The organism is Mycobacterium sp. E1386 (assembly GCF_001672745.1).
In the GTDB taxonomy this organism is placed as follows: Bacteria; Actinomycetota; Actinomycetes; order Mycobacteriales; family Mycobacteriaceae; genus Mycobacterium.
The window spans coordinates 63239-78780 of the sequence record NZ_LZKH01000078.1 but is presented as its reverse complement, the minus strand read 5'-3'; the positions used below and the strand labels follow the sequence as shown (position 1 = coordinate 78780).

The window sequence follows — 15542 nt, the reverse complement described above, 5'->3', positions numbered from 1 at the left end:
TGGGTTGGCGTGCCTGACTCGGCAGCTGGGAAGGTCAGACATCCAGGAAGCGAACGTCTTTGGCGTTGCGGGTGATAAAGCTGCGGCGCGCGTCGACGTCTTCGCCCATCAGGATCGAGAACAGCTCGTCGGCGGCCGCGGCGTCGTCCAGGGTGACCTGACGCAGCACCCGCACCGACGGGTCCATCGTGGTTTCCCACAACTCCTTCGCGTCCATTTCACCCAGACCCTTGTACCGCTGGATGCCGTCCTCTTTGTTGATCTTCTTGCCGGCCTTCAGTCCGGCCTCCAGCAGGCCGTCGCGCTCACGGTCGGAGTAGGCGAACTCGGGATCGGTGCGTTGCCACTTCAACTTGTACAGCGGTGGCTGCGCCAAGAACACGTGCCCGTTCTCGATGAGTGGTCGCATGAACCGGAACAACAGCGTCAGCAGCAGGGTCGAGATGTGCTGGCCATCCACGTCGGCGTCGGCCATCAGCACGATCTTGTGGTAACGCAGCTTGGTCAGGTCGAATTCGTCGTGAATCCCGGTACCCAGCGCGGTGATGATCGCCTGGACTTCGGTGTTCTTCAGCACCCGGTCGATGCGTGCCTTTTCGACGTTGATGATCTTGCCGCGCAACGGAAGGATCGCCTGGAACATCGAGTCGCGACCGCTCTTCGCCGAGCCGCCAGCCGAATCACCCTCCACCACATACAGTTCCGACTTGCGCGGGTCGGTGGAGCGGCAGTCGGCGAGCTTGCCGGGCAGCCCGCCGAGGTCGGTGGCGCTCTTGCGGCGCACCAGCTCTCGTGCCTTGCGTGCCGCGATACGGGCCTGCGCCGACGAAACCGCCTTGTTCACTACGGTTTTGGCTTCCGAGGGGTTGGCCTCGAACCAGTGGGTAAGCTGTTCGTTGCACACCCTCTGCACGAACGACTTGACCTCGGTGTTGCCCAGTTTCGTCTTGGTCTGGCCCTCGAACTGGGGCTCGGCCACCTTGACCGAGATGACCGCCGCCAGGCCTTCCCGGATGTCGTCGCCGGTGAGGTTGGGGTCCTTGTCCTTGAGCAGCTTCTTGTCTTTCGCGTACTTGTTCACCACCGAGGTCAACGCGCTGCGGAAGCCCTCTTCGTGCGTTCCGCCTTCGTGAGTGTTGATGGTGTTCGCGAAGGTGTGCACCGACTCCGAGTAACCACCGTTCCACTGCATGGCGATTTCGACCTCGTGACCGGGGCCTTTTCCGTCGAAGTCGATAACGCTCTGCTGGATCGGACTCTTGGTGCGGTTGATGTGCTTGACGAAGTCGACCAGGCCGCCGGGGTAATGGAACGTGCGGTGCTTGACCTTGTGCGGCGCAGTCGATTCCGCCGCCTTCTCCTCGGCGGACTTGGGCGCCTCGGCGGTGTCGCTTACCACCTCGTCGACGACCTCGTCCTGCTCGACTCGTTCGTCGGTGAGATTGATCGTGAGACCTTTGTTGAGGAAGGCCATCTCCTGGAGCCGCCGCGCGACCGTCTCGAAGTCGTACTGGGTGGTCTCGAAGATCTCGGGATCGGCCCAGAACCTGATCGTGGTGCCGGTCTTCTTGGTGGCCTCGCCTTGCTTGAGGGTGCCGGGCACGGCGCGGTCGTAGTACTGAAACCACTCGTGGCCATCGCGTTTGATGTTGACTTCCAGGCGGGTGGACAGCGCGTTGACCACCGAGACGCCGACACCGTGCAACCCACCGCTGACGGTGTAACCACTGTTCTCGCCACCGAACTTGCCGCCGGCGTGCAGCTGCGTCATCACCACGTCGACGGTGGGGGCTCCGGTGGCGTGCATGGCGACCGGAATGCCGCGCCCGTCGTCGGTGACCTCCACGCTGCCGTCATCGAGCAGCCGCACATCGACCTTGGTCGCGTAACCCGCCATCGCCTCGTCGACCGAGTTGTCGACCACCTCCCAGATGAGATGGTGCAGCCCGCGCTCACCGGTGGACCCGATGTACATGCCGGGGCGTTTGCGGACGGCCTCAAGCCCTTCGAGCACGGTGATCGCTGAAGCGCCGTATTCGTCTTGCGCCTTCTTCTTCTGGGCAGCCACGGTCGGAATGCTCTCCTTGGGGTTTCATGCGGGCGGTTCCAGTCACCGCAGCAGTCGCATGCCGCCAGTCTACCGTGATGAGCCGTCCGCACCGATTCTCTGGGCGCGTTTCTGCCCAGCTAACCGCGCCGTGCGGACGATTTCTCTATTCCCGCCGCGTCCCGACGTGCGTCAAGGCACTTCACGTCGTCCTGGCGGCTTTGAGCGGCCTGTTGATAAAGGGGTGTCTGGGGATCGTGGGCGCCGATCGAGGCCTAGCCGTAGGTGTCGCGCGGACCCCTCCCGGCGATGTGCCGCGGCCCCTTGCGCCACGACGGCGCGGCGGGGCCGGTGATTTTCAGCGACGTCACGACCCCGTTGCCAACCGCCGCCGCGATCTTCGCCAACAGCTGCGACTGGATCATCCGCAGCTGGGTGGCCCATGCGGTGGATTCGGCGGCCACGCTGAGCACCCCGTCATTCAACGCCGTCGCGGTGGCGTGGTCGGCGATCTGCTGGCCCACCACCGACGACCAGTTGCCGAGCACGGTGCCCTCGGCGACCTGCGTCGACCAACCGCGCTTCTTCGCCAGGTCGCGCGCCAACCGCCCCAGCGGTTGCGGGTCGCGGACGTCGGGTCCCGGTCCCGACCAGCTTCTTCGCTGCCCCGCGACGCGTCGGGTGGCCGGCGGCGTCGACCGTCCCCGCCCGGCGTCCTTGCCTTGCGCGCGAGCCGCGGCGCGGGCTTCCTCCAGGGTGCGCCTGACCAGGTCGATGCCCTGCAGCCGACCCGGTTGTGCGGCGGCGGAATCCTGTTGGTCGCCGCCGGTCATGACCGCACCACCGAGACCCGACCGAGGTCGTCGTCGCGCAAATCGATGTGCACCTGCGTGGCGTCCCAGTCCGCCGGAATATCTTCCAGCACCGCGGCCGTCACCAGTACCTGCTCCGCCGATTCCGCCACCGTCGCCAACGCTCGGCGGCGGGCCGCGTCGAGTTCGGCGAACACATCATCGAGCAGCAACACCGGTTCACTCCCGTCGGCTCGCAGCAGTTCGTACGACGCCAACCGCAGCGCCACCGCGAAAGACCACGATTCCCCATGACTGGCAAAGCCTTTCGCGGGTTGATCGCCCAGCCACAGCTCCAGATCGTCGCGATGCGGGCCCACCAAACACATACCGCGATCCAACTCCGCGTCGCGGCGTTCGGCCAACGCGGCCAACAGGGCGGCCTCCAGGAACTCGCGGTCGCCCCCGCCGTCCGCCGTATGTGCGCCGATGCTGGTCCGATACGCGATCGCCGCCGGCCGCGACGCCGGGGCCAGCAACTGATAGGCCTTCTCCACCTCCGGCGCCAACTCGTTGACCAGGTCGATGCGCGCCGCCATCAACTCGGCGCCGTGCTCCGCCAACCGGCTGTCCCAGACGTCGAGGGTGTCCAGCGCGCCGCGGTCGCCCCGGTGCCGAATTCCGGCGGCGGACTTCAACAACGCGGTGCGCTGGCGCAGCACCTTTTCGTAATCCGCGCGCACGCCGGCGACCGCCGGCCGCCGCACCGTCGCCAGATCATCCAGGTAGCGACGCCGCTCCGCGGGATCCCCACGCACCAACGCCAAGTCTTCGGGAGCAAAGAGCACGGCGCGCAGAACTCCGATCACCTCGCGTGTGCTGCGCACCGGTGACCTGTTCAATCGCGCCTTATTGGCCCGGCCCGCCGCGATCTCCAGGTCGATCGCGCATTCCCTGCCCTCGTTCACCACGATCGTCGACACCACTGCGCGGTCGGCCCCAGCCCGGATCAGCGGTGTATCGGTACCTACTCGATGTGAGCCCAAGGTTGTCGAAAACCACAGTGCTTCAATGAGATTCGTTTTACCGAAACCGTTGGAACCGATGAACACCGTCCGGCCCGGCTGCAGTTCGAGGTCGGCCTGCGCCCAGGACCGGAAATCGCGCAGTCCCAAATGCCGGACGTACACCTATCCGGGTAACCGAACTGGCATCAACAGGTAGACATAATCCGTCGGCAACGCCCCGAAGGGGCCGTTCCCGCTGGGCGGACTGTCGTCGGCCGAGGCCGGCCGCAGCAACGCCGGCTTACCCGGCGTCGTGAAGCCGAACGACACCCGCTCCGAATGGACCGCTGCCAAGCCGTCGGTGAGGTAAGTGGGGTTGAACGCAATCGTCAACGGCTCGCCCACGAAATCGACGGCGAGGTCCTCCTCGGCCCGGCCGACATCGTCGGCGCCCGCGGACAGCCGCAGCGAGCCCTCGGAGAATTCCATCCGCACCTGGGCACCCCGATCGGCGACCAACGCGACCAGCTTGATCGCCTCGGTCAGCTCGGCCACGTTGATGGTGGCGACCGCCGTGTGCTCGGCCGGCAACAGCTGGCGGAACTTCGGGAACTCCGCATCCAGCAGCCGCGTCGTACTGCGCTTGCCGTTCCCGCTGATGCCCAGCAGCCCGTCTTTGCCGACACCGCTGCCGGCGCCCAGCGACAAACGGACCTCGGAGCCGTCGGCTCCCGCCCTCGCCGCCTCGGCCAACGTCTTCGCGGGCACCAGCACGGCGGCCTCGATGTCGGGGGAGGACGCGGACCACGTCAGTTCGCGCACCGCGAGGCGGAACCGATCGGTGGCCGCCAAAACCACCGTGTTTCCTGAGATCTCGACCCTGATCCCGGTCAGCATCGGCAGCGTGTCGTCGCGGCCGGCCGCAATGGCCACCTGGCTGATCGCCTCCGCGAAGAGCTCAGCGGGCAGTGTCCCGGTCTCTTCGGGCAAGCCCGGCAGCGTCGGGTAATCCTCGACCGCCATCGTCGGCAGCGAGAATCGGGCGCTGCCGCAGTTCAGCGCGACGCGATTACCGTCGACGTAGAAGTCGACGGGCTTGTTCGGCAATGCCCGGGTGATGTCTGACAACAACCGTCCGGACACCAAAACGCTTCCGGGAGAAGCGATTTCCGCTGCAACCTGCGCTTCGGCGGAAACTTCGTAGTCGAATCCGGAGATGGTCAAGCCCTCATCGGAGCCGGATAACAACACTCCCGAGAGCACCGGCACCGCCGGCCGGGTCGGCAGGTTCTTCGCCACCCACGACACCGCGTCGGCGAAAGACTCCCGCACCAAACGAAACTTCAAGTCGCTGAGGCCAGCTCTCGTCGTCGCCGCGTCCATAGCGTCCCTTCACCTGCCGAGCGTTTAGAAGTCAGTGGCTAGCCTTACCCCGCTAGCGTGGGGCTCCGCCACGAACGCCACTGACATGTCATGCCACCGGCGACCGCAACGGCAGTCGAAGAACAACCGTAGATCGTCTGGGGCCATCTTGAAAGCTAATCGCGAAGCCCGACAAGCCGGGTTACCGGCGGATCCGCGACGGGCATTCCACCGCGCGTCCCCAACGCTGTATTTCAAAGAAGAAACGACGAAGAGATCTCAGTACTAGTAATAAGGCCTGTGCAGACTGGGGATAGCGACGGCTTGACGCAGCTGGGGCGGGGTGTCGGGCTGTGGATCACCGCGTGGGCAACTGTGGGTCGCGTGTTGGGCCGCTGGGGAGGAAGGACGCCTGTGCACGCGGCGCCGCTTAGTACACGGGTGTTTGATTGCGTTGTGCACAGTCCTGCGCACAACCTTTTGGTGTGGCTCGTGTGACAGACGTGCGAGAAGTTTTTTGGAATCAATTACGCGGCCGGGGCGCCGAGAGGCCCGGAGTCAGCGCTTCGAGCGTTGCCGGATGCGAGTGGTGAGCTCTTTGACGTGATCGAAGACCTCACGCCGCTCGGCCATCTCGGACAAGATCTTGCGCTGCGCGTACATCACCGTGGTGTGGTCACGGCCGAATGCCTGGCCGATCTTGGGCAGCGACAGGTCGGTCAGCTCGCGGCACAGGTACATCGCGATCTGGCGTGACTGCGCCAGCGCGCGGGTCTTGCCGGGGCCGCGTAGTTCTTCGACGGTGGTGTCGAAGTATTCGGCCGTCGCGGCCATGATGGTCGCCGCGCTGATCTGCATGGTGCTGGCATCGGCGATGAGGTCGCGCAGGACGATCTCGGCCAGCGCCTTATCGATGGGCGTCTTGTTCAACGAGGCGAACGCGGTGACGCGGATGAGGGCGCCCTCGAGTTCGCGGATGTTGCGCTCGATGCTGCTGGCGATCAGCTCCAGGACGTCGTCGGGCACCGCGAGCCGCTCCATCTGTGCCTTCTTACGCAAGATGGCGATGCGGGTCTCGAGTTCGGGCGGCTGGACGTCGGTGATCAAGCCCCACTCGAACCGGGTGCGGAGGCGGTCTTCGAGGGTGGCGAGCTGTTTGGGCGGCCGGTCCGAGGAGATGACGATCTGCTTGTTGGCGTTATGCAGCGTGTTGAAGGTGTGGAAGAACTCTTCCTGGATACCTTCCTTGCCTTCGATGAACTGAATGTCATCGACGAGCAGGACGTCGACGTCGCGGTAGCTGCGCTTGAACGCGACCTTGCGGTCGTCGCGGAGCGAGTTGATGAAGTCGTTGGTGAATTCCTCGGTGGAGACGTACTTGACGCGCATCCCGGGGAACAACCGCTGGGCGTAGTTGCCTGCGGCATGTAGTAGGTGGGTCTTACCCAGACCCGATTCACCCCAGATGAAGAGCGGGTTGTAAGCGCGCGCCGGTGCTTCGGCGATCGCCAGGGCCGCGGCGTGCGCAAAGCGATTGGAGGCGCCGATGACGAACGTGTCGAAGGTGTAGCGGCGGTTCAGGCTGGTACCGCCGGCTACCGCCGGATCGGCGGGGTGCGGACGCTCGGTGAAGTAGTTCGGCCAACTCTGCGGCGCACCGTCGGCCCCTTCGCCGTTCTCCTCGGCCTCATCGGTGTCGATGTCGTCGTCCTCGGCGAACGACGCTTCGGGTTGGGGAAAGGGTTCGCCTTGCGGGATCACAACGTCGTTGGCGTCGTCGTCGGGCGGCGCTATGCGCACCCCCAGCTGGATCTGCTGTCCGAGCCGGCGGCTGAGGGCGTCGGTGATGGGGGCGCGGAGATGACGTTCGATTTCGTTCTGGACGAAACTGCTCGGTACCGACAGCAGCGCGAATCCCTCGACAATGGTCAACGGCTGCACCAGATTCAGCCACGCCCGTTGCTGTGGCGTCAGGGGAGCGATGAGCGTGGTGCGGTTGGCGGCGACCCCGTCGGGGGTGGATTCGCCGTTCAGTTCGGAAACAACCGCGTTCCACACGGTCGTGAAACCTGAACCGGGGTCATCGGTCAACGACGCATCCCCCTGGTTCTCGAGCATCCCGGGTCGAGGTACAACCACGCTTGGTGACAAAGCGACTGTCCACATAGTTATACACAGGTGTGGACAGGATGGGCGTATGCGAACCAGAACCTGCCGGCGACGGCTCGCGATCTCCGTGCTGGAAGAAAACCGTTGAAGGCTGTCTAGGCAGCTAGTCGACCCACCATCCTCGCTTCGTTGTGGAGCGCCGTTGCAGTCTAAAACGACACTGGCAGAAGCTAACAGTTTTCCGTGCGGCTGCCAACCGTTCTGCTGCATTCCAATCGCGTTGTTTAGGGTTCCTTGGGCCCGGTTCGGCTCGAGACCGGGGTGTGCGTTGGGGCAGGCCAGGTTTGACCAGGCGAAGCGTGGTCAGTACCCTCAAACAGTCGCCCGAAAGTCGGCGATGCGGCTGCGACCCAGGTCTGCCTGGGGACCGCGCCGGCCAGCAGCAAGATTACCTCCGACCGACCCGCAGACGAACCTGAGCAAGACGTCTGGCCGGCCGGATGGAAATGCGAGATACAACGAGGAGAACGTCGTGGCCAAGGGCAAGCGGACCTTCCAGCCGAACAACCGGCGCCGAGCCCGCGTGCATGGCTTCCGGTTGCGCATGCGAACCCGCGCCGGACGCTCGATTGTGTCGAGCCGGCGCCGTAAGGGGCGCCGCGCGCTATCTGCCTGATCGCAACGTCGGGTTTTTCGGCGGTGCTTTCCGCACGCAACCGTATGAGGCGGTCCACGGAGTTTGACGCGACCGTGAAGCACGGCGTCCGCGTCTCGCAGCGCGACATCGTGGTCCACGTCCGGCGGGCGGGAGATCACGATACGGCGACGGCTCCGCGGGTCGGATTGATCGTCGGGAAATCGGTGGGCTCGGCCGTGGAACGGCACCGGGTCTCACGCCGGCTGCGACATGTGGCGCGCTCCGTTCTGGGCGACCTCCACGATTCCGATCAGCTGGTCATCCGGGCGCTGCCCGGCAGCCGGACCGCGTCGTCGGAGCGGTTGGCCCACGAGTTGCGCCGAGGGTTGCGCCGGGCGTTCGAGTCGGCGGGACGGCAAGGGTGACCGCGCCGGAGCGTGCCGCCGTCCATACGCTGGGTGCGGCGACCGCACGGGGCCTGATTTTTCTGATCCAGCTGTACCGGCACATGGTTTCGCCCCTGCGGCCGGCGACATGTCGCTTCGTGCCGACCTGCAGCCAGTACGCGGTCGACGCACTGAACGAGTACGGCTTGCTGCGGGGGAGTTGGTTGGCTGTGGTCAGGCTTGCCAAGTGCGGACCATGGCATCGGGGTGGATGGGATCCGATACCGGAGCGCCCGGGATGTCACGTGAACTTCGAAGATGCCAGCGACGTTTGGGCCCGCCCGGCGGCGCGAGGGGAGAGTGGAACTCTTGTTTGATTTCTTTAGCCTCGACTTCGTCTACTACCCGGTGTCGTGGATCATGTGGGCCTGGTACAAGCTGTTCGCCTCGATGCTGGGACCGTCGAACTTCTTCGCGTGGGCGCTGTCGGTGATGTTCCTGGTATTCACTCTGCGGGCGCTGCTGTACAAGCCCTTCGTGCGGCAGATCCGCACCACGCGTCAGATGCAGGAACTGCAGCCGCAGATCAAGGCGCTGCAGAAGAAGTACGGGAAAGACCGCCAGCGGATGGCGCTGGAGATGCAGAAGCTCCAACGCGAGCATGGGTTCAACCCCATCCTCGGGTGCTTGCCGATGCTCGCCCAGATCCCGGTGTTCATCGGCCTGTATCACGTGTTGCGGTCGTTCAACCGGACCACCGGGGGCTTCGGCCAGCCGCACCTGTCGGTGGCGCAGAACCGCCTCACCGGAAACTACGTCTTCACCCCGACGGACGTCGGGCACTTCCTGGATGCCAACTTGTTCGGCGCACCGATTGGCGCGTTCATGACGCAGCGGACGGGGTTGGACGCGTTCACCTTCTTCAGCCGGCCGGCGGTCATCGCGGTTGGCGCGCCGGTGATGATCCTGGCCGGCATCGCGACCTACTTCAACAGTCGGGCATCGGTGGCGCGGCAGAGCCCGGAAGCAGCGGCCAATCCGCAGACGGCGATGATGAACAAGCTTGCGCTGTACGTCTTTCCGCTCGGCGTGGTCGTCGGTGGTCCTTTCCTGCCGCTCGCGATCATCCTGTACTGGTTCGCGAACAACATCTGGACGTTCGGTCAGCAGCACTACGTGTTCGGCATGATCGAAAAAGAGGACGAGGCCAAGAAGCAAGAAGCGCTGCAACGCCGGGCGGCCAACGCGCCGGCGCCTGGGGCCAAACCGAAGCGCAACCCCAAGGCGGGACAGCCGGGGGGTAACGGGTCTTCGACCGCCGAATCGGCGGCGGACTCCGAGGCCGCCGATGGCGAAGCCCCGCCGGCGGAGCGCGGGGCGGACAAGCCGAATCCGAGTGCACAAAACGGTGGCACGCCCAACCGCACTCCGCGGCCGGGCGCGCGACCCAAAAAACGCAAACGCTGACAAGGGAGACATCGCCGTACCGGGCTGCCCTGGGAGGGTGACCCCGATTGGCAGGGACCCGTGGATGAGGGAGAGAAAGACATGACCGACGCAGACACCACCACCGAACGCGACGCGGATACCGAACTCGAAGCCGAGCGGCCGACTGAGGAAGGCGCCGAGGACTTCGACGACCAAGAGGAGCGGTTGGTCGCCGAGGGCGAGATAGCCGGCGACTACTTGGAGGAGTTGTTGGACCTGTTGGACTTCGACGGTGACATCGATCTGGACGTCGAAGGCAACCGGGCGGTCGTGAGCATCGACGGTAGCGATGACTTGAACAAGTTGGTGGGCCGCGGCGGCGAGGTGCTGGACGCGCTGCAGGAGCTCACCCGATTGGCCGTGCACCAGAAGACGGGCGTCCGCAGCCGGTTGATGCTCGACATCGCCAGTTGGCGCCGGCGGCGCCGCGAAGAGTTGGCGGCCCTTGGCGACAAGGTGGCGCGGCGCGTGCTGCAATCCGGTGAACGCGAGGAGCTGGCACCCATGACGCCGTTCGAGCGCAAGATCGTTCACGATGCTGTCGCGGCGGTGCCGGGCGTGCACAGCGAAAGCGAGGGCGTGGAGCCCGCGCGACGAGTTGTGGTCCTGCACGACTAGCGAGTTACAGCTGTGTAGTTCCGGCGGCCGCCCGGTCTCGCGCAGGCAAAGCAGAGGATGTTTCACGTGAAACATGTCGGCTCGGTCGAACCCGACGGGGACCAGCCCGCCTCGCCGGAGCCGGAAGCCGCGGCGTCGATCTTCGGTCCGCGCCTCGGCCTGGCGCGACGGTACGCGGAGCTGTTGGCTGGCCCCGGCGTGCAACGAGGACTACTCGGCCCGCGCGAAGTGGAGCGCATCTGGGACCGCCATCTGCTCAACAGCGCTGCGCTCGCGGAGTTGCTCGAGCCGGGGGAGCGGGTCATCGACATCGGCAGCGGCGCGGGACTGCCCGGCATCCCGCTGGCACTTGCACGTCCGGATCTCGACGTGGTGCTGCTCGAGCCGTTGTTGCGCCGCAGCGAATTTCTCAGCGAGGTCGTCGACCAACTAGGGTTAGCCGTCGAAGTAGTCCGCGGCCGTGCCGAGGAACTGTGGGTACGTCACCAGTTCGGGGAAAGGGATGCGGCGGTGTCACGAGCGGTTGCGTCTTTGGACAAGTTGGCGAAGTGGAGCACACCGTTGCTGCGGCCGGGCGGTCGGATGCTCGCGATCAAGGGCGAGCGCGGACGCGACGAACTTGAACAGTACCGGCGTGTGATGGCAGCATCGGGCGCCGTTGATGCCAGGGTGGTGACATGTGGCGCGACCTATTTGCGTCCCCCCGCGACCGTAGTGATCGCCCGACGCGGAAGGCAGCCGCGCCAGCAGCCGGCACGGATGGGGAAGGCCGGAAACCGATGAGCAATCCGGGAGAATCGCCGAGCGCCGCGCACGTCCAGGCACCCGCGACCGTTGCGCCGGAGCACCGGCCGACGGAGGCGATCGGGGACCCCGCGGCGAATGTTTCACGTGAAACAGCGGACGAATTCGATACGCCGATAGGCGCCGCCGCCGAGCGGGCGATGCGGATCCTGCACACCACTTATCCGCCGCTGCGCCGACCGAGTCATCGCCGAATCCTGACCGTCGCGAATCAGAAGGGCGGCGTCGGCAAGACCACCACAGCGGTCAACTTGGCCGCGGCCCTGGCGCTGCAGGGGCTCAAGACGTTGGTCATCGATCTCGACCCGCAGGGCAATGCGAGCACAGCCCTCGGTATCACCGATCGGCAGTCGGGCACGCCTTCGTCATACGAGGTACTCATCGGCGAGGTTGCCGTCAAGGACGCGCTGCGGCGCAGCCCGCACAATGAGCGACTCTTCTGCGTTCCCGCCACCATCGACTTGGCGGGCGCCGAGATCGAATTGGTCAGCATGGTGGCGCGAGAGAACCGGCTGCGGACCGCCCTGGCGGAACTGGACGACCTCGACTTCGACTACGTCTTCATCGATTGCCCACCGTCGCTGGGACTGCTGACCATCAATGCGCTCGTCGCCGCGCCCGAGGTGATGATCCCGATCCAGTGCGAGTACTACGCGCTCGAGGGTGTGTCACAGCTGATGCGCAACATCGAGATGGTGAAGGCCCACCTGAACCCGCAGCTCGACGTGAGCACCGTGGTGCTCACCATGTACGACGGCCGGACCAAGCTCGCCGACCAGGTCGCCGAAGAGGTGCGCCGGTACTTCGGAACCAAGGTGCTGCGCACGGTGATCCCGCGCAGCGTCAAAGTCTCCGAGGCGCCCGGCTACAGCATGACCATCATCGACTACGACCCCGGTTCGCGCGGGGCGATGAGCTATCTCGACGCGAGCCGCGAACTCGCCGAACGCGATTGACCACCATCCGTGAAGGGACGACCATGACGCAGCCGTTACGCAAGAAGGGTGGCCTCGGCCGGGGACTGGCTTCGCTGATCCCGACCGGTCCGGCCGAAGGCGACTCGGGCCCCGCGACCCTCGGTCCGCGGATGGGGGACGCGGCGGCGGACGTGTTGATCGGCGGACCGGGCCCGGAGCTGGCGCCGGCGGGCGCGGTGTATCGCGAAATCGCACCGGCCGACATCGAGCCCAATCCCCGCCAGCCGCGGCAGGTGTTCGACGACGAGGCGCTCTCCGAGCTGGTGCACTCCATCCGCGAGTTCGGTCTGCTGCAGCCGATCGTGGTGCGGGCCGTGCCCGGAGCGAAGACGGGCCCGCGGTATCAGATCGTGATGGGGGAGCGGCGCTGGCGGGCCGCCCAAGAGGCAGGGCTCGCCACCATCCCCACCATCGTGCGCGAGACGGGCGATGACAACCTGCTCCGCGACGCCCTCCTGGAGAACATCCACCGGGTGCAGCTCAACCCCTTGGAAGAGGCGGCGGCTTACCAGCAGCTGCTCGACGAATTCGGCGTCACCCACGATGAACTCGCCTCGCGCATCGGCCGTTCGCGCCCGTTGATCACCAACATGATTCGGTTGCTCAAGCTGCCGATTCCGGTGCAGCGGCGGGTGGCCGCAGGCGTGCTGTCGGCCGGTCACGCCCGCGCTCTGCTATCGCTGGAAGGCGGGCCCGAGGCGCAGGAGGAGCTGGCCAGCCGGATCGTCGCGGAGGGATTGTCGGTGCGGGCGACCGAGGAGGCCGTGACGCTGGCCAATCGCAGCGGCGCGAGCACGCCCGCCCCGCAGCGGCGGAAGCCGATCCAGATGCCGGGACTCCAGGAAGTGGCCGATCGGCTGTCGAACGCCTTCGACACCCGGGTGACGGTCAGCCTGGGCAAACGCAAGGGCAAGATCGTCGTGGAATTCGGCTCCGTGGACGATTTGCAGCGAATCATCGACATGATGACCACCGCCAAGGCGTGACCGGTCATACCCTGTAATTACGTCACTGTGACACCGGATCGGTTACGGATGAGCAACACCGGGCCGTCGGGCGCACCGAGTTACGAAAGCACATGCGTTTCAACGATTTTCGGTAACAAATCGGTCTGGACGGTAACGCACTGAGCGTTCCGGGGCCGTGATCGGTGCCTCGACGACAAAGCTGGCCGGATTGCGACCTCCTCTCTTATCCTGGAGGGGTTGCCGGTGCCATTGGCTGCAGTACCGCACAGGAGCCAGGAGGCTAGTGTCCGCTCGAATCACCCCGCTGCGCCTCGAGGCCTTCGAACAGCTTCCCAAGCATGCGCGCCGCTGCGTGTACTGGGAGGTCGACCCAGCGACCCTCGGTAATCAGGACCACCTCGCCGATCCGGAGTTCGAGAAGGAAGCTTGGCTGTCGATGGTCATGCTGGAGTGGGGGTCATGCGGTCAAGTCGCGACCGCGGCCGTCGACGACCGAAGCCAAAGCGAACCGCCGTGCTTGGGCTACGTCTTCTACGCGCCGCCGCGTGCGGTGCCGCGGGCGCAGCGGTTCCCCACCGCGCCGGTCTCCGCGGACGCGGTGCTGCTGACTTCGATGGGCATCGAGCCGGGGCAGGCCGCCGACGATGTGCTGCACGGGCTGCTCGCCCGGGTGATCGACGAATTGGTTCGGCGCGGAGTGCGGGCGCTGGAAGCCTTCGGCCGCACGCCGGCGGCGTCGGAGTTGCAGGACCCGCTGACGGCTGGCCCTGATGTGCGGCCGGTGCTGGAGGCCGTCGGTGACTGCTCGGTGGACCACTGCGTGATTGACGCGGAGTTTCTGCAGGACGCGGGTTTCGTTGTGGTGGCGCCGCACACCTACTTTCCGCGGCTGCGCCTCGAACTGGACAAGGGCCTCGGGTGGAAGGCCGAAGTCGAGGCGGCCCTGGAGCGCCTGCTGGAAAACGCACAACTGCAAGAGCCGGTAGGGGCCGGGTCCGCGTCGGGAAATGCGTTGCAGGGCGCCGAAATCGGCTAGGAGCCGCCGAGCCGGCTGGCGCGGTCCACGGACAGTTCGTGGGCCAGTAGTTCGGCGAAGGTGAAAGTGCCGGTGGGCCGGTCATTCTTGCCCAGGAGGTAGAGCCGTTTGACCGCGGCGAGGATGCCTTCGGCGATGGCGTCGCGGGTCTGCGTCGAGATCAGCATTGCGCGATCCTGTGGATTGGTGATGTAGCCGACGTCCACCTGCACCGTGGGCATCCGCGTCAGACGCAGCAGATCCCATGTCCGGCCGTGGGTTCGGCAATCCCGTAACCCGGTGCGGGCCACCACTTCTCGTTGAATGAAATCCGCCAGATTGCGCCCGATGGTGGACACCGAGCCGTGCGAGTTTCCGAAATGAAAGGAAGCCACGCCGTTGGCCGCGGGGCTGGGCTGGCTTTCACAGCGCAGGCTGATCATCAGGTCCGCCCCGACGTTGTTGGCCGTGGCGGCGCGTTCGGCGTCGGAGGGACTGCGGTTGACCGGCCGTGACAAGAAGGTTTCCATGCCGATGGCGGTCATCCGCCCCTCGAGGCGGCTTGACAAGTCCCACAACACATCCGCTTCGCTGACCGGGCCTGACGGACCCTGCATGAGCGCGCCGTGATCCGTGCCGCCGCGACCCGGATCGATGATGATCCGCTTGCCCGACAGCTTGGGTCCTGATCTCCGGACCAGCTCCTCCTCGCGAATGGCGTGCGGTGAACCGCCCGTGACGCGAGAACTCAGAAAGTACAAGGAGCGCAATGTTTCTGGACCGCAGATGCCGTCGGCGGCGAGCCCATACTCACGCTGGTAGGACATCAGCGCGTTGTGCGTCTGCAGCCCGAAGTGGCCGTCGACCAGGCCGGTGTAGAAACCGAGGTCCTGGAGCCGGGCCTGCAGGGTGGCGACGTCGTCGCCGTAGAGCGGGGCACCGAATTGGTGATAGAGCGTGCGCGCGCCGAGCCGGTAGGACGCCTCTTTCAGCGCCCGATAGGTGGCCTCGCCGACGATGCCGTCCACCAGCAGGCCGCGGTGCTGCTGAAAAGCGCGTACCGCCTGGTCGAGTTCGATATCGAAGAGCTCGGGGGGCACGTGCCGGCCGGTGGTGAGATCATCTTCGGCGCCGTCCAGCAGCCCTAGCGCTGCCAACGTAGCCCGGATCTCGGTCACAGCTGCGCTACGGTCACCACAGCGCAGCGCATCGCCGTATTCACGGCGCGGACTCGACATACCAAAGGCCCTCCGGGACACACTGACAGGCTCGGATCTGAGCAACAGCTAACAGCAATTGTCGCAGATGCTTCGCATATTCGGGAAAACCCCAG

15 protein-coding genes are annotated in these 15542 nt (G+C 65.7%); 9 read left to right on the top strand and 6 right to left on the bottom strand.

Features of this window, described 5'->3' with window-relative positions; all coding sequences use genetic code 11:
• Window positions 1-34 precede the first annotated feature (34 nt).
• From gyrB to dnaA, 5 genes are all read right to left on the bottom strand, one after another.
• Window positions 35-2068, bottom strand: a complete 2034-nt coding sequence (gyrB, locus tag A5709_RS08635; protein WP_067948133.1) for a DNA topoisomerase (ATP-hydrolyzing) subunit B — start codon at window positions 2066-2068, stop codon at window positions 35-37.
• Between the two features lie 254 nt (window positions 2069-2322).
• Complete coding sequence (locus A5709_RS08630) at window positions 2323-2880, bottom strand: DUF721 family protein (RefSeq protein ID WP_067948131.1); 558 nt, start codon at window positions 2878-2880, stop codon at window positions 2323-2325.
• Window positions 2877-4028 carry a DNA replication/repair protein RecF gene (recF, locus tag A5709_RS08625; RefSeq protein WP_068008634.1) on the bottom strand — a complete coding sequence of 384 codons (1152 nt, stop codon included), beginning with the start codon at window positions 4026-4028 and terminating at the stop codon, window positions 2877-2879. Before recF ends, A5709_RS08630 begins: the two co-directional genes overlap by 4 nt.
• On the bottom strand, window positions 4029-5228 hold the full coding sequence (gene dnaN, locus A5709_RS08620; protein WP_067948127.1) for a DNA polymerase III subunit beta: 1200 nt from the start codon (window positions 5226-5228) through the stop codon (window positions 4029-4031).
• 537 nt (window positions 5229-5765) lie between these two features.
• Window positions 5766-7298, bottom strand: coding sequence for a chromosomal replication initiator protein DnaA (gene dnaA / locus A5709_RS08615; protein WP_067948139.1), 1533 nt, complete (start codon window positions 7296-7298; stop codon window positions 5766-5768).
• Window positions 7299-7848: 550 nt separating this feature from the next.
• On the opposite strand from dnaA, the gene rpmH reads away from it, so the two are divergent.
• From rpmH to A5709_RS08580, 9 genes are all read left to right on the top strand, one after another.
• Window positions 7849-7992 carry a 50S ribosomal protein L34 gene (rpmH, locus tag A5709_RS27325; RefSeq protein WP_073880743.1) on the top strand — a complete coding sequence of 48 codons (144 nt, stop codon included), beginning with the start codon at window positions 7849-7851 and terminating at the stop codon, window positions 7990-7992.
• 23 nt (window positions 7993-8015) lie between these two features.
• Window positions 8016-8378 (top strand): ribonuclease P protein component, encoded by a 363-nt coding sequence (rnpA, locus tag A5709_RS08610; RefSeq protein ID WP_067948125.1) that lies wholly within the window; start codon window positions 8016-8018, stop codon window positions 8376-8378.
• Complete coding sequence (gene yidD, locus A5709_RS27320; protein WP_082973822.1) at window positions 8375-8716, top strand: membrane protein insertion efficiency factor YidD; 342 nt, start codon at window positions 8375-8377, stop codon at window positions 8714-8716. Before rnpA ends, yidD begins: the two co-directional genes overlap by 4 nt.
• On the top strand, window positions 8700-9806 hold the full coding sequence (gene yidC, locus A5709_RS08605; RefSeq protein ID WP_156673169.1) for a membrane protein insertase YidC: 1107 nt from the start codon (window positions 8700-8702) through the stop codon (window positions 9804-9806). The genes yidD and yidC overlap by 17 nt, the downstream gene beginning before the upstream one ends.
• 81 nt (window positions 9807-9887) lie before the next feature.
• Entirely contained in the window at window positions 9888-10445 is a 558-nt protein-coding gene (locus A5709_RS08600) for a R3H domain-containing nucleic acid-binding protein (protein WP_067948121.1), read from the top strand.
• Between the two features lie 57 nt (window positions 10446-10502).
• A complete protein-coding gene (gene rsmG, locus A5709_RS08595) occupies window positions 10503-11228 on the top strand; it encodes a 16S rRNA (guanine(527)-N(7))-methyltransferase RsmG (protein WP_068008636.1) in 726 nt (241 codons plus the stop codon).
• Window positions 11225-12205: a ParA family protein gene (locus tag A5709_RS08590; protein WP_082953248.1), complete on the top strand. Its 981-nt coding sequence runs from the start codon at window positions 11225-11227 to the stop codon at window positions 12203-12205. The genes rsmG and A5709_RS08590 overlap by 4 nt, the downstream gene beginning before the upstream one ends.
• Before the next feature lie 23 nt (window positions 12206-12228).
• Entirely contained in the window at window positions 12229-13212 is a 984-nt protein-coding gene (locus A5709_RS08585) for a ParB/RepB/Spo0J family partition protein (RefSeq protein ID WP_067948117.1), read from the top strand.
• A 265-nt stretch (window positions 13213-13477) separates the two neighbouring features.
• Window positions 13478-14230: an acetyltransferase gene (locus A5709_RS08580; protein ID WP_067948115.1), complete on the top strand. Its 753-nt coding sequence runs from the start codon at window positions 13478-13480 to the stop codon at window positions 14228-14230.
• On the opposite strand, the gene A5709_RS08575 is transcribed toward A5709_RS08580, so the two are convergent.
• Entirely contained in the window at window positions 14227-15447 is a 1221-nt protein-coding gene (locus tag A5709_RS08575; protein ID WP_068008639.1) for an N-acetylmuramoyl-L-alanine amidase, read from the bottom strand. The two genes, A5709_RS08580 and A5709_RS08575, sit on opposite strands and share 4 nt — an antisense overlap.
• Between the last annotated feature and the right edge of the window lie 95 nt (window positions 15448-15542).

Excerpts from the sequence above, each read along its gene's own strand:
- A5709_RS08630 (WP_067948131.1), bottom strand. The coding sequence starts at position 2,880 with ATGACCGGCGGCGACCAACAGGATTCCGCCGCCGCACAACCGGGTCGG.
- dnaN (WP_067948127.1), bottom strand. The coding sequence starts at position 5,228 with ATGGACGCGGCGACGACGAGAGCTGGCCTCAGCGACTTGAAGTTTCGT.
- A5709_RS08600 (WP_067948121.1), top strand. The coding sequence starts at position 9,888 with ATGACCGACGCAGACACCACCACCGAACGCGACGCGGATACCGAACTC.
- rsmG (WP_068008636.1), top strand. The coding sequence starts at position 10,503 with ATGTTTCACGTGAAACATGTCGGCTCGGTCGAACCCGACGGGGACCAG.
- A5709_RS08590 (WP_082953248.1), top strand. The coding sequence starts at position 11,225 with ATGAGCAATCCGGGAGAATCGCCGAGCGCCGCGCACGTCCAGGCACCC.
- A5709_RS08585 (WP_067948117.1), top strand. The coding sequence starts at position 12,229 with ATGACGCAGCCGTTACGCAAGAAGGGTGGCCTCGGCCGGGGACTGGCT.
- A5709_RS08575 (WP_068008639.1), bottom strand. The coding sequence starts at position 15,447 with ATGTCGAGTCCGCGCCGTGAATACGGCGATGCGCTGCGCTGTGGTGAC.